Raw genomic sequence first — 13,436 nt, forward strand, 5'->3', positions numbered from 1 at the left:
GATGCGCAGTCGGCAGCCGGTCGCCCCCGCTTGAGGACGCGACCGGCGTGATGGGCTAGACCTGGGCGGTGCCGCCGTCGACGAACAGCTCGGCTCCGGTGACAAAGCTGGAATCATCAGAGGCCAGGAACACTGCCGCCTTGCCGATCTCGTTAGGGTCGCCGAGCCGCCCCATCGGCACCTGGGTAGCGAGGAAATCAAGCAAACCCTTCTGCTGTTCAGCTTCGGGTCCGGCAAGCTCGGCGAGGCCTGTCGTACGGGTCGGACCGGGGCTGAGGATGTTGACGCGGATCTGTCGCTCCTTAAGGTCGATTATCCAACTGCGGGCAAAATTGCGCAGCGCAGCCTTCGACGCGCTATAGACGCTGAACGCCGCCGCGCCGGTTGAGCCAGCGGTCGAACCGGACAGGATTACCGAGGCACCGTCGGCCAACAGTGCGAGCGCTTTCTGCACCGTGAACAGTACGGCCTTGACGTTGCGGTCGAATGTTTCGTCGAAGTGCTGTTCGGTTATCTGGCCGAGCGGCAGCATGGAACCACCGCCGGCGTTAACCGAGAGCACATCGATACGGCCGCTTTGCGCTTTCACCTGAGCGTAGAGGCGGTCGAGATCGGTGAAACTGGTCGAGTCGGCTTGGATACCGGTGGCGTTTTTGCCGATTGCCGCGACGGCCTTGTCGATCTCGGCCTGTCGCCGTCCGGTAATGTAGACATGCGCACCTTCCGCGGCGAAGCGCTTGGCAATGCCAAGGCCGATACCGCTGCTGCCGCCGGTAACCACGGCGATCTTTCCTTCGAGTTTGTTTGCCATTTTCGTCACTCCTTGTTGTGGGTGACAGAGACATATGGACAGGTCTATCCTTTCGAAATAGAAATGCTTGCAAACAATAATTGCAGGATTGGTAATGTCGAAAGCCCCGGATTTTGAAGGTTTGGCAATGTTCGCCAAGGTCGCGGAGGAGCGATCCTTTGCCGCCGCCGCACGTGTGCTTGGCCTGTCGGTGGCGACGGTGTCACGTGGCGTCAGCCGCCTGGAGGAGCGGCTTGGCGCGCGGCTTTTCAACCGGACGTCGCGCCGCCTGGCCCTCACGGATTTCGGTCATCGACTCGCCGAGCGTGCGTCTCGCCTTTACCGCGACGCGGAGGATGCCGAGAACGCGGTGCGAGAACTGTCGGCCAGTCCTCGCGGCCTTGTACGTCTGGCCGTTCCGATGTCGTTCGGGCTGAGGTGGGTGGCGCCGCTGCTTCCTGATTTCTTCAAGCTCTATCCTGACGTGTCGATCGACATGCATCTAAGCGATGCGGTCGTCGATCTGATCGGCGAGGGGTTCGATGCAGCTTTGCGGATTGCCGTGTTGCCGGATTCCTCGTTGGTTGCCCGGCGCTTGTGCAACATTGCGCCGTTCATCGTTGCGGCGCCATCCTATTTTGCCAGGCATGGCCGGCCGAGCACGCCACGCGAACTCGACGCACATCACTGTCTTGGCTACGCCTATCGGCCGCGGCAGGACGTTTGGCATTTCAGCAATGCTGCGGGCGATGAAGAGGTTGTCACACCGTCCGGACCGTTGCGGGTCACCAATTCCGACGCCCTTGTTCCGACCGTGCTGGCCGGAACTGCGATCGCCGAACTGCCGGAGTTCATTGCCAGCGAGTACCTTGCCGACGGGCGTCTGGAAGCGATCCTGACCGATTGGACTTTGCCCAGGGGCGCGCTGTATTTTGTAACGCCGTCGGCCCGCGCGCGCCCGGCCAAAGTCGAGGCCGTCGCCGGTTTCATGGCTGCCCACCTGTCAAAACCGAGCTGGCAACCGATCCATCAATAGAGGGCAGGGCGCCCTCGGACGAATCAGCCGGCGTGGCTGTGCAGCGCACGCGACTTCAGCAGGCGCTGGATGTCCGTCGCCTTCGACGGCACGCCGATCAGATAGCCCTGCGCCTCGGCACAACCATTGTCGCGCAGCATGTCGAGTTGCACCTCGGTCTCGACGCCCTCGGCGGTGACGACAATGCCAAGCTCTGTGCCGAGCCCGATAATGGTACGGACGATCGCCGCCGTGTCGCGATTGCCCATGTCGTGAATGAAGGAGCGGTCGATCTTGATCTTGTCGACCGGGAAACGCCTGAGGTAGCCGAGCGAGGAATAGCCGGTGCCGAAATCGTCCAGCGCAATGCGGATGCCGAGATCGCGCAGCTGGCGCAGTGTCTTCAGCACGGCTTTGCTTTCGTCCATCAGCACGGTTTCGGTGATTTCCAGTTCCAGCTGTCCGGCCGGCACGCCGGAAAAGGCCAGAGCCGAGATGACGCTACGGGCAAACCCGCCGCTTTTGAGCTGCACGGCCGAGACATTGACCGCGATGCGCAAGCCGGGAGGCCAGCTTGCCGCCGCTGCGCAGGCTTTCCTCAGCGCCCACTCGCCAAGCGGCACGATCAGTCCGGTTTCTTCGGCGACCGGAATGAAGGCGTCCGGCGCGACCGTGCCGCGCGCTGGCGAATGCCAGCGCATCAAGGCCTCCGCACCGATGATCTCGCCGGAAGCGATGTTCATGATGGGCTGGAAATCGAGATCGAACTCCTGGCGCGGCAGCGCCGCCTCGAGGTCGACCTCGAGCGCTCGGCGGGCCTGCACTATGGCGTCCATTGCGGGCTCGAAGAAGCGATATAGGTTGCGCCCTTCGCTCTTGGCCCGATAGAGCGCGGTATCGGCATTTTTCAACAGCGTATCGACGTCCCTGCCGTCTTCGGGGAAAACGGCAATGCCCAGGCTTATGCCGACATGCATGTCCCGGCTCTTGTCGCGAAATGGCTTTGCGATTGCCTCGACGATGCGTTTCGCCAGTTTTTCAGCATCGGCAATGCCCCTGGAATTGAACTGCATGACGACGAACTCGTCGCCGCCGAAGCGGGCGACGATGTCTGTTTCATTGCGCACACAACGCTGCAGCCTCTCGGCCACGCTCTTCAACAGCCAGTCGCCGGCAGGATGTCCCCAGGTGTCGTTGATCGCCTTGAAGCGGTCGAGATCGAGCGAGAAGATCGCCAACGGTGTGGCCGCCGCCTCCTCCAGCGCCAGGTCGAGCCGTTCGCGGAACATCGAGCGGTTGGGCAGTCCGGTCAGCGTGTCATGATGTGCAAGATGGATCATGCGCTCTTCGGTGCGTCGACGTTCGGTGACGTCGTCGAAAGTCACCACCCAGCCGCCGCCGCTCATCGGCTGGCGTGTGACCAGAACCGTCCTGCCGTCGGTAAGATAGCGATAGGCCGAATGCATTTTTGCCGCCACCAAGCAGGCTTCGGTTTTGGCGACCTCGCTGTCGACATCGATCTGCTGATAGATGCCGAGTTCCAGCAATTTTTCGAGCGCGTCGCGATGCGTCGTTCCAAGCGGAAAGTCTGCCGCGGTGACGTTGTAGAGCTCCAGAAAACGCCGGTTGCGCACGATCATCTTGCCGTCGGCGTCGTACATCAGCAGGCCTTGTGACATGTTCGCGAGTGCGGCGTCGAAACGGCGATGCTGCTCCTTGAGGTCCTGCTCGGCGCGCCGCTGTTCGGTGATGTCCTCATAGATCGAGACCCAGCCGCCCAGGGCCAGCGGGCGGTGCGAGATGTTGATGATGCGACCATCCGACAGCGTCTCTTCGTAGGTCGAGGGCTTCGCCTGGTCGATATAGGGTTTGCGGATGGCATAGAGTTGGTCGGCGCTTTGCGAGGCGATGCCGATATCGACGCTGTGCCGCAGGATGTCGAGGAAGCGGATGCCCGGTCGGACCAGCTTGGCATCGAGGCAGAAGATGTTGATGTAGTTGCCGTTGCAGATGATCATGCGCTCGTCGGCGTCGAACATGCACAGGCCATGCGACATGTTCTCGACAGCGGCCGAAAAGCGTTCGTTCTGGTCGCGCAGCTCGTCTTCCATGCGTCGCGGGCGCTCCACGCCTTCGGGCGCCCGCTCGGGGACGATCGAACCATCCTTGACATCCACGACGGGCATGAGGCGCGCCTGCGGTGTGATCGAACACCACACTGTTGCCGCTTCCGGTTAATTTAGCGTTCTCTACCCTACCGCCGACGTCGCAACTGGATGCCGCGACTTCTCAAGTACCGAAAATCGCTTCAGGAATGCGTTCTGCGCCCAGGTTACCGAGCGTGGCGTGAAGTCGAAGCGCTCGGCGGAAAAACCTCGCGGACGACCGAAGAATTCGGCCGCCTCTGCGGTTGAGAAGCCGGCAAGCAGCGTCGCCTCGAAATAGGCGGCGATCTGGTCGGCGCGCTTGATGTCCCTGCGCAGCGCCGCGGCCGGTTCGGCAGGCAGCGAAAAGCGCAGATGAATGGCGCGCTGCAGGCGCAATTCGCAGTCCTTGTAGCTGCCGCCCATCACCGACTTGAACGGCGAGATCATGTCGCCGATGACATATTCAGGCGCATCGTGCAGCAGTGCGGCGAGCCGGTCGCTGGCCGAAGCCTGCGGCACCAGATCGTTGAACAGCGACTCGACCAGCAGTGAATGCTGGGCGACCGAGAACGCATGCTCGCCGCTGGTCTGGCCGTTCCAGCGGGCAACGCGGGCGAGCCCATGGGCAATATCCGAAATCTCGATGTCGAGCGGCGAGGGGTCGAGCAGGTCGAGCCGGCGGCCGGACAGCATGCGCTGCCAGGCGCGTGGCGGCGCACCGGTGCGGTCTGCCGCCATCAGGCCTCCTCCGCGCTGACGGTTTCCTGCGGAAAACTGAATTTGGCCCAGGCGGGAATGGCCACCGTCACCGGCACATCGCCCGCCAGGATCGGCTGGCCGGCGTCGAGCGCCGCCTTGACCCTGTCGATGCGGGCAATGGCAAGCCCGGTTGTGCCGGCACTCGAGCCGAGCGTGCCGACCGGCCGTCCCTCGACCGTGAGTTCGGTGCCGGAAGCCGGCAGGGGAAGCTCGGCTCGGACGATCAGCACACGCCGCCGCGCCGTGCCACGATGCTGCATGCGCGAGACCACTTCCTGGCCGACATAGCAGCCCTTCCTGAAGCCGACGCCGCCGGTCTCGTCGAGCAGCACGTCATGCGGGAAGGCGTCGCCCAACGCGTAGTCGGCGCCGCTTTGAGCAATACCGTGCGCGATGCGGAAGGCCTGCCATGCAGCGATGTCGCCTGCGTCCGCAGTGTCGGCATAGGTTCGCGTGACGCTTTCATCGCGAAAGCGCCTGTCGGCAAGCGCGGTTGAATCATTCTCTGAGGCGATTGACTCTTTTCCCCACGCAACAGTGACAAGCGCCTGTTCCGACTTGGCAATCTCGACCTTGGCGCGAAGCTTGTAGAGCGTCAGCCGGCGAATGAAATCATCTGAAATGTCGGCCCGGCATTCCAACCGGAAGGCATTTTCACCGGCGCGCGAGATCAGGAAGTCGAACAGGATCTTGCCTTGCGGCGTCAACAGCGCGCCGGGCTTGGCTTCGCCGGCGCCGAGCGTATCGAGATCGGTGGTCAGGATGTTTTGCAGAAAGTGCTCGGCATCCGGGCCGGAGACGGAAATGAGCGCGCGGTCTTTCAGCAGGGCAAAGGGCATGGGGAGGATAAAAGCCTGATCTTGCAAAACGGTTGGCCATTACGTAAGCCGCTGACACTCCCCCCGCAAGAGAGCATGGCCATGACCTACGACCTCATCCTGACAGGCGGCACAGTGGTCAACCATGACGGCGAGGGCGCGCGTGACATCGGCGTGAAGAATGGGCGCATCGCCGCCATCGGCGATCTCCGCCAGACCTCGGCCGGCGAGGTGATCGACTGCCGCCGCCTGCACATCCTGCCCGGTGTCGTCGACAGCCAGGTGCATTTTCGCGAGCCGGGGCTGGAGCACAAGGAAGATTTGGAAACGGGCTCGCGGGCGGCGGTGCTTGGCGGCGTCACCGCGGTGTTCGAAATGCCCAACACCAATCCATTGACCACCAGCGAGGCGACGCTGGCCGACAAGGTTCGGCGCGGCAGCGGCCGCATGCATTGCGATTTCGCGTTCTGGGTCGGCGGCACCCGCGACAACGCCAGGGATGTCGGCGAGCTCGAGCGGTTGCCGGGTGCGGCGGGAATAAAGGTTTTCATGGGCTCGTCCACCGGCGACCTGCTGGTCGAAGATGACGAAGGCGTCGCCTCGATCCTGCGAAACACCCGCCGCCGTGCCGCCTTTCATTCCGAGGATGAGTTCCGTCTGCGCGAGCGCCTTGGCGAACGCATCGAGGGCGACCCGTCATCGCATCCGGTCTGGCGCGACGAGATCGCCGCCTTGCGCTGCACCGAACGCCTGGTGCGCATCGCGCGCGACGCTCGCGCCCGCATCCATGTCCTGCACATCTCGACCGCCGAGGAGATCTTGTTCCTCGAACAGCACAAGGATGTCGCGACTTGCGAAGCGACGCCGCACCATCTGACGCTGAGCGCCGACGATTATCCCAGGCTCGGCACGCTGATCCAGATGAACCCGCCGGTGCGCGCCTCCCGCCACCGCGACGGTGTCTGGCACGGCATCGCGCAAGGCATTGTCGACGTGCTCGGCTCCGACCACGCGCCGCACACGCTGGCCGAAAAGGCAAAACCCTATCCGGCCTCGCCCTCGGGTATGACCGGGGTACAGACTCTGGTGCCCATCATGCTCGACCACGTCAACGCCGGCCGGCTGACCTTGCAGCGTTTCGTCGATCTCTCCAGCCACGGCCCGCAGCGCATCTTCGGCATGGCCAGAAAAGGCCGCATCGCCGCCGGCTACGACGCCGATTTCACCATCGTCGACATGAAGCGGCGCGAAACCATCACCAATGCGCAGGCCGGCTCGAAGGCTGGCTGGACGCCCTATGACGGCAAGGAAGTGACCGGCTGGCCAATCGGCACGGTCATTCGCGGCCACCGCATCATGTGGGAAGGCGAAATCGTCACACCAGGCCAGGGTAGGGCGGTGGAGTTTTCCGAGGCGCTGCCGGCTTAGACCTCCCCTTCAAGATGCTTCACGCCTTTGATTCTCAAGCGTTTCTGCACTATGTTCGGGGCGCTATGAAGACATATGCACCGCCCATGATTGTCCCCGCTGAGTTTCCGGAGCTGCAGGCGCTCTTGTGGAACCGCGATGCCGCGCGCCCAATCCCTGCCAAAGAGGCGTTTGCCCTGTATGAGCGCAATTGGCGTTTTGTCGACCAAAGGCGACTTACGGCGCGCGAAAAGCTGCTTATACAAAATCTGGCCGACGAATTCGGTCATGGTGTCCTTTTGACTGCTGGCTGAAGCCCTCTTTTGTCTGTTTTCGTCTCGCGTCTGCAACATTGAACTGGATATAGCGCGAGCGGATCATGAAGGAATTCAGAAGGCCCGAACATCGCATCATTGGCGAAGCTCTCGCGTTGATGGACCGCGATCTCCTGACCGCAAACAAATGCTGGTTTGGCGGCGGGACGGCGATTGTCATGAAATTCGGCGAGTATCGACGATCCCTGGATGTTGACTTCCTGTGTGCCGATGCCGACGGCTATCGCGAATTGCGCACCCATGCGGTCGAAAGGGGGGTCAGGGCATTTTTTCCCGAACCCGTCGAAGCTGTTCGAGATTTCCAGATTGACCAATACGGCTTGAGGACAGTCGTAAGATTGCAGGGGCAGCTGATCAAATTCGAGGTGATCCGCGAAGGTCGCATCCAACTGCAAGGTGACTTCGACAATGATCTAAAAGTCCCTATTCTCACTGCAGCGGACATGTTTGCCGAGAAGCTGCTGGCCAATGCCGATCGGTGTCAGGATCGCGCGACCGCATATCGCGATGCCATTGACCTCGGGATCTTGATTGGCATCTACGGAAGAATCCCGGCTGAAGCCCTCGGCAAGGCACAGACCGCTTACGGCGCTGATATCCGGAACAAGGTTGCATGGGTCGCGAACAAACTTCAGGACCGGGACGAGCTACGCGACGCCGCCGAGGTTCTGCAAATGGATCCCGGCGTGGCTGCAAAAGCGATCTCAGCTCTTCGAGATGAGGGTATCCGCCTTTGGCCTAGTGCGGGCATTCTCAGCGGCGTTGCCGATCCGCACGGTTAAGCATTCGCGTGCCCGAGGTTCAATCTCCCGCGACGAAAAACGTCCATTGTCCGGCGGGCGTGATGCCGACGCGGTAGAAGATATAGGCGCCGAACTGCTTCATGTCGTCGAAGTCACCGGCGGTGACGATCTTGAACAGTTCGACCCGCTGCTTGGCGTCGAGCTTGTCCAGCGGCAGTGCGAAGAAATACGGCCAGACATAGAGTTCCTGCGGTGTTCCGGCGTCGACATGGACATATCCGGCGCTGAGCACTTCCTCCAGGATGGCCAGGATTTCCTGGCCGTCAGGGTCGCCGGACAGCCCTTTGAGGAAGGCGATGGCGTCGCCGTCGATGTCGGCCAGCGACAGCTGGGTCATGCTGTCGCCCTTGCCGATCAAGGGCCGGAGCTTTTCGATATCGCCGCTCCTGCAGGCTTCGATGATCAAATCATGCATGCGCCGCACGGGCTCGGGCAGCTTGCCGAGATCGTAGACGACTTCCGGCAGGGGCGCTTCGGGATCGACTCGCGGCCTGTTGGTGCCGCCATCGGATGGACTGTCAGGCTCCGCGGCGTCCGGAGCGGCCGGCTGCTGGCCGGTCGAAGGCGGCGTTCCCGCCGGGTCAGGCATGGGAATCGCGCCGCCAGGCGAAATGTCGTCATTCGTCGACGGTGTGACAGGCGAGGGAAGCTCTTCGCGCTGGATCTCGCTCAGCGCATAGGCCGGGCTGCTTGCCAGGCACGTCACAAAGGCAATCGTGGCACAGCAAGTGGCGAGGCGGATGTAAAGGACCAGGCCCTTCGGCCCGCCTGACATCGGAAAATTCACTGCCCGTATCTCCTTGGCTCCCGGGCATGATGCCCAAACGGCACTCGATCGTCAAAGAACCGGATATCGGTTCAGTGCCGCAGCCGCTCGGGTTCGAAGGCGCCAGCAATCACCTTTTCACGCATGCGGTCGAGCAGGGCAAGGGCCGATGTCTCGCCGTTGGCGCGCAGCATTTCACCGAATGCGGTCTCAAGCGCCGCCTCGGCAATGATCTCGGGCTCGATGCCGGCCGAAAGGCCTTCCGCCCAGGCTTCGCTGTGGCTCTCCACCGCCGTCAGGCGTTTTTCTTCCCTGACCAGCGCGTCGATGTCGTTGGCAGCTTGTTCCATAAGCGATGTCCACCCTTTCAAGCGGCGATCCATCCGTGCGGATCAGGCTTGATCTGTTCCGTTACACGCAGTCTCAAGTAAGTATCTGTAAATACGACATTTTTTTGATCGTCTTTTACAGAGGCGGCTGCATTTGGCGAAGCTGCGTTTCAACCCGGATCAAACTTAGCCGATTAGACCGGCCTGCGGGGCGAAAACCTTCAGTTTGAGTTAATTTCGCATTCGCGCGGTAACGTTTGATTAACGCTGTTGCAGAAGTGCAACATCAGGATTGCACCAAGACACAGACTGGTACAAGCCGGATTTGTCCGACATGGCCGGCGACGGCCCGGATATCTGTTGATGGATGCCTTAGTTTCCGTAGCGCGAGGCGATATCGCGCGACAGCGTCTCGCCTTCCTTCATGTAGCGGCTGATGGCCTCGGTGGCCGAGGCGGTGCACTGCGTATAGGTGCCGCCGAAGGAACGATAGCCGCGATTGAAGCTGGCGATAAAGCGGGCGCGCCGTTCGGGGTCCGGATTTTCCGAATCGAGCAGTTTTTCCATCTCGCCACGCCATTGGTCGCCCTTCTCGCCGCACAGATTGCGCAGGAAATGCAGCGAGCCCAGAACCTCCGCCAGCCGCATCAGCCCCGGCTCGAACGGCGACTCGGCACTGAACGCCGGCCGCACGGCCACGGCCGTGCTGACGGCAAGGCATAAAGCGACCAGAAAAGGAGCGCGGCTCATAAGTCTATGTGGCCAAACAATTTGTCGCCTGCAAGGCGTTTCCGGCGCGGCGGTTGGGGAATTCAGCGGCTTTCAAGGGGATCAGCGGGTCGACCAAGCAGACCTTCCGCCACCGCGAACACCGAACCGGCAAGCGGCAACGCCGCCATCTCGCGGAGCGTATAGAAGGCGGCTGTCTCGGCATCGTCGCTGGCCACGGCCTCGCCGCCGGCATAGGCGGCGCCGAAGACCGTGAGGCGGTAATCGACAGGGTGGGAATCGTCCCTGCCGTCGATATGGATTTCCCGAAGTGGGCGAAAACCGGTGGCACGCAAACCGGTCTCTTCCAGCAACTCGCGCTTCGCGGCATCCTCCAATGTCTCCCCTGCCTCGACCTTGCCGCCGGGAAAGGCATAGAGCCCCTGCGAGGGTTGCCGCGCCCGTTTGACCAAGAGCACGGTGTTGCCACGCACGACGGCCACCGAAACGGCCGGAAGTGTCTTTCGTGTATCGCTCATGGCTCCCAACCGTTCGACCGCCGCAGCCCGCTGTGGACGGTCAGCGTCGGACAGCTTTAGCGGTTGCAGTGCGGCTGTTCCATCGCCACTTTCTGGCGGAACCATTCGAAGGCAGGAGCAATCGATCATGTGCGGACGTTTTGCCTTGACCGCGACGCCGGATCGGACCGCTGCCTTTCTGGGCCTGGCCGAGCTTGAGGATTTCCCGGCACGCTACAACATCGCGCCGACCCAGCCGGTGCTGATGGCGACCGCCGGCGCGCCGCGCGCGCCTGGCTCCAATCTGCCGGACCGGCAGCCGATGCTGGTACGCTGGGGTCTCATTCCCGCTTGGGTCAAGGACACCAGGGAGTTTCCGCTGCTGTTCAACGCGCGCTCGGAAGGGGCAATCGAAAAGGCATCGTTCAAGGCTGCCATGCGCCATCGCCGTGCATTGGTGCCGGCATCGGGCTTCTATGAATGGCGGCAGACCGGCGGCAAGAAGGGGCAACCCTATTGGATCCGGCCCAGGCACGGCGGCCTGGTCGCCTTTGCCGGCCTGATCGAGACCTATGCCGAGCCGGGCGGCTCGGAAATGGACACCGGCGCCATCCTGACGGTCAACGCCAATGCCGACATCGCCCATATCCACGATCGGATGCCGGTGGTGATCGATCCCAGGGATTTCGCTCGCTGGCTGGATTGCCGCACGCTCGAGCCGCGCGACGTCGCCGACCTGCTGCGGCCGGCGCAACTCGATTTCTTCGAGGCTATCCCCGTCTCCGACCTCGTCAACAAGGTCGCCAACACCGGACCGGAGATTCAGGTGAGGGGCGAGATCGGGCCGGAGCCCGAGAAGGCCAGGCGCCAGAAGCCCGGCGCGGACGACAGTCAGATGACGCTGTTCTAGCTGAAGTTTCTATCTGGAGGCCTATATGCCTCATATACGGCGCCTTTGGCGCCGGTCGCACACCGCTTCAGGCAGCGCGGGGCGATACGATCTTCGGTGCCGGCTTCTTCTTCTTGGCGGTGTGAAGAAGGGCGGCGACAATCGCGGCCGGGCCGATCGCGCGATAGTGGCTGGCCAGCGCCGGTTGCTTGGCGCGGGTGGCTTCTTGCTTGCTTCGAGGCATGTTTCTCTTCCCAGGTAACGTTTTCGTGTTCGCGTTTGACCGTTGAATCCGACCAAATCGTGACGCTTGGTGATCTAGTCGGCGAATGTTTCATGACTGTGCCGACATGTTTAATAAAATGTTTCACTGCCTGATTCCGCGTGATCGGGCGACGCGTTTGCCAATCTTTACGGCGTTTTTCTCGGAAGCAGCGACTTGACGGCAACACTGGTCGAGGCGATAAAGCCGCGCATGAAAACGTCTTTCGCCATTTGTGGCATTTGCATTATTGGCTAGCCTCGCGCTGGTCCGGACGTTTTCGCCTCATCTTCCCCAGATTGGACAAACGCCCCGGCCAGCAGGCTGGAGTCTGATTTGCGCATCGGCGCGCGGCTGGCTCCATCCAGATAAAAAGTTCTGAAACGGGAAGGCATGGAATGTCCGACGCATCGCAGGGCCTGCGCCTCTACAACACGCTGACGCGCACGAAAGAGGATTTCGTTCCGATCGATGCGCGCAATGTGCGCATGTATGTCTGCGGCCCGACCGTCTACGACTTCGCCCATATCGGCAATGCCAGGCCGGTCATCGTCTTCGACGTGCTGTTTCGCCTGCTGCGCCATCTCTATGGGCAGACGCATGTCACCTATGTGCGCAACATCACCGACGTCGACGACAAGATCAACGCGCGTGCGCTGCGCGATTTCGGTGGCGAGATATCGGCCGGAAAACTGTCGCTCAACGAAGCGATCCGGCGGGTGACCGAAAAGACCGCGGACCAGTTTCATAGGGACGTCGCTACGCTCGGCTGCCTGGAGCCGACGGTCGAGCCACGCGCCACCGAATTCGTCGAGCCGCGCGCCGACGGCAAGGCCGACATGATCACCTTGATTCAGAACCTGATCGAACGCGGCCATGCCTATGTCGCGGCAGGCGAAGTTCTGTTCGATACAGCATCGATGCCGGACTATGGCCAATTGTCGAAGCGCAATCTCGACGAGCAGCAGGCCGGCGCCCGCGTCGCCGTCGATGTGCACAAGAAGAACCCTGGCGATTTCGTGCTGTGGAAACTGTCATCGCCGGAAGAGCCGGGCTGGCAGAGCCCGTGGGGCAGGGGCCGGCCGGGCTGGCACATCGAATGCTCGGCGATGTCGGCGGCCTATCTCGGCGAGGTGTTCGACATCCATGGCGGCGGTCTCGACCTGATCTTCCCGCATCATGAGAATGAGATCGCCCAGTCGCGCTGCGCCCACGGCACGTCGGTCATGGCCAATGTCTGGATGCACAATGGCTTCCTGCAGGTCGAAGGGCAGAAGATGTCGAAGAGCCTCGGCAATTTCTACTCGATCCATGAATTGCTGGAGACCGAGACCTTCGGCGGCCGCAGCTGGCCGGGCGAGGTTCTGCGGCTGGCTATGCTGATGACGCACTATCGCGAGCCGATCGACTTTTCCGTACGCAAGCTGGAGGAGGCCGAGAACACGCTGCGCAAATGGAAACGCGCGGCGGACCTGGCGCCGGTGACCGGGCAACTGCCGGCGCAGGTGGTCGATGCCTTGTCGGACGATCTCGCCACCTATGCGGCCTTCCAAGTGCTGACCCAGCTGGCCAGCGAGGCAGCGGACGGCAACGAAGCCGCCGCCGCGCTGAAGGCGTCACTGCTGTTCCTCGGCTTCGACGTCGCCTCGGCAGAGGTGGATGAGGACAATGTCGCCAAGGCAATCGCCAATCGCCTCGCTCTCATCGCCGCCAAGAACTGGGCCGAAGCCGACCGCATCCGCGACGAGCTTTTGGCGCAAGGTGTACAGTTGAAGGACGGCAAGGATCCGGCTACCGGCGAACGTGTGACGACGTGGGAGGTCAAGCGGTGAGGGTGGGTGTTCTCATGGCGGAGAGGTTGGCGGGCCAGCGCCCCCCTCTGTCCTGCCG

Annotated in this window: 15 protein-coding genes; 6 read left to right on the plus strand and 9 right to left on the minus strand. The window is 62.2% G+C overall.

Translation table 11 applies throughout. The annotated features are described in order from the left end of the window. Nucleotides 1–55: 55 nt before the first annotated feature. Entirely contained in the window at nucleotides 56–811 is a 756-nt protein-coding gene (locus tag CKW40_RS29010; RefSeq protein ID WP_095203256.1) for an SDR family oxidoreductase, read from the minus strand. Nucleotides 812–905: 94 nt separating this feature from the next. Between CKW40_RS29010 and CKW40_RS29015 the strand changes: the two genes are divergently transcribed. Continuing rightward, nucleotides 906–1,826 carry a LysR family transcriptional regulator gene (locus tag CKW40_RS29015; protein ID WP_095203257.1) on the plus strand — a complete coding sequence of 307 codons (921 nt, stop codon included), beginning with the start codon at nucleotides 906–908 and terminating at the stop codon, nucleotides 1,824–1,826. A gap of 23 nt (nucleotides 1,827–1,849) precedes the next feature. On the opposite strand, the gene CKW40_RS29020 is transcribed toward CKW40_RS29015, so the two are convergent. From CKW40_RS29020 to ygfZ, 3 genes are all read right to left on the minus strand, one after another. After that, nucleotides 1,850–3,991, minus strand: a complete 2,142-nt coding sequence (locus tag CKW40_RS29020) for a putative bifunctional diguanylate cyclase/phosphodiesterase (RefSeq protein ID WP_095203258.1) — start codon at nucleotides 3,989–3,991, stop codon at nucleotides 1,850–1,852. 63 nt (nucleotides 3,992–4,054) lie between these two features. Beyond that, nucleotides 4,055–4,690 (minus strand): HD domain-containing protein, encoded by a 636-nt coding sequence (locus tag CKW40_RS29025; RefSeq protein ID WP_095203259.1) that lies wholly within the window; start codon nucleotides 4,688–4,690, stop codon nucleotides 4,055–4,057. Continuing rightward, nucleotides 4,690–5,550 carry a CAF17-like 4Fe-4S cluster assembly/insertion protein YgfZ gene (gene ygfZ / locus CKW40_RS29030; RefSeq protein WP_095203260.1) on the minus strand — a complete coding sequence of 287 codons (861 nt, stop codon included), beginning with the start codon at nucleotides 5,548–5,550 and terminating at the stop codon, nucleotides 4,690–4,692. Before ygfZ ends, CKW40_RS29025 begins: the two co-directional genes overlap by 1 nt. 75 nt (nucleotides 5,551–5,625) lie before the next feature. Here ygfZ and CKW40_RS29035 point away from each other — a divergent pair, with 75 nt between their 5' ends. The 3 genes from CKW40_RS29035 to CKW40_RS29045 all read left to right on the plus strand — a co-directional run bounded on the left by CKW40_RS29035 (nucleotide 5,626) and on the right by CKW40_RS29045 (nucleotide 8,053). After that, on the plus strand, nucleotides 5,626–6,957 hold the full coding sequence (locus tag CKW40_RS29035) for a dihydroorotase (RefSeq protein ID WP_179298149.1): 1,332 nt from the start codon (nucleotides 5,626–5,628) through the stop codon (nucleotides 6,955–6,957). A gap of 65 nt (nucleotides 6,958–7,022) precedes the next feature. Next, nucleotides 7,023–7,250: a hypothetical protein gene (locus tag CKW40_RS29040; RefSeq protein ID WP_095203280.1), complete on the plus strand. Its 228-nt coding sequence runs from the start codon at nucleotides 7,023–7,025 to the stop codon at nucleotides 7,248–7,250. A 65-nt stretch (nucleotides 7,251–7,315) separates the two neighbouring features. Next, nucleotides 7,316–8,053 carry a nucleotidyl transferase AbiEii/AbiGii toxin family protein gene (locus CKW40_RS29045; RefSeq protein WP_095203261.1) on the plus strand — a complete coding sequence of 246 codons (738 nt, stop codon included), beginning with the start codon at nucleotides 7,316–7,318 and terminating at the stop codon, nucleotides 8,051–8,053. 19 nt (nucleotides 8,054–8,072) lie between these two features. Here CKW40_RS29045 and CKW40_RS29050 read toward each other — a convergent pair whose 3' ends face one another. From CKW40_RS29050 to CKW40_RS29065, 4 genes are all read right to left on the minus strand, one after another. After that, nucleotides 8,073–8,861, minus strand: coding sequence for a hypothetical protein (locus CKW40_RS29050; protein WP_179298150.1), 789 nt, complete (start codon nucleotides 8,859–8,861; stop codon nucleotides 8,073–8,075). Nucleotides 8,862–8,932: 71 nt separating this feature from the next. Beyond that, on the minus strand, nucleotides 8,933–9,190 hold the full coding sequence (locus tag CKW40_RS29055; RefSeq protein ID WP_095203263.1) for a hypothetical protein: 258 nt from the start codon (nucleotides 9,188–9,190) through the stop codon (nucleotides 8,933–8,935). A 351-nt stretch (nucleotides 9,191–9,541) separates the two neighbouring features. Beyond that, nucleotides 9,542–9,919 carry a TIGR02301 family protein gene (locus CKW40_RS29060; protein ID WP_095203264.1) on the minus strand — a complete coding sequence of 126 codons (378 nt, stop codon included), beginning with the start codon at nucleotides 9,917–9,919 and terminating at the stop codon, nucleotides 9,542–9,544. 62 nt (nucleotides 9,920–9,981) lie between these two features. After that, nucleotides 9,982–10,416, minus strand: a complete 435-nt coding sequence (locus tag CKW40_RS29065; protein ID WP_095203281.1) for an NUDIX hydrolase — start codon at nucleotides 10,414–10,416, stop codon at nucleotides 9,982–9,984. A gap of 127 nt (nucleotides 10,417–10,543) precedes the next feature. Between CKW40_RS29065 and CKW40_RS29070 the strand changes: the two genes are divergently transcribed. Continuing rightward, complete coding sequence (locus tag CKW40_RS29070) at nucleotides 10,544–11,305, plus strand: SOS response-associated peptidase (protein ID WP_095203265.1); 762 nt, start codon at nucleotides 10,544–10,546, stop codon at nucleotides 11,303–11,305. 67 nt (nucleotides 11,306–11,372) lie between these two features. On the opposite strand, the gene CKW40_RS29075 is transcribed toward CKW40_RS29070, so the two are convergent. Beyond that, on the minus strand, nucleotides 11,373–11,528 hold the full coding sequence (locus CKW40_RS29075; RefSeq protein WP_095203266.1) for a hypothetical protein: 156 nt from the start codon (nucleotides 11,526–11,528) through the stop codon (nucleotides 11,373–11,375). Between the two features lie 416 nt (nucleotides 11,529–11,944). Between CKW40_RS29075 and cysS the strand changes: the two genes are divergently transcribed. Further along, a complete protein-coding gene (gene cysS / locus CKW40_RS29080; protein WP_095203267.1) occupies nucleotides 11,945–13,378 on the plus strand; it encodes a cysteine--tRNA ligase in 1,434 nt (477 codons plus the stop codon). Nucleotides 13,379–13,436 lie beyond the last annotated feature (58 nt).

The organism is Mesorhizobium carmichaelinearum (genome assembly GCF_900199455.1).
GTDB classification, from domain to species: Bacteria; Pseudomonadota; Alphaproteobacteria; order Rhizobiales; family Rhizobiaceae; genus Mesorhizobium; species Mesorhizobium carmichaelinearum.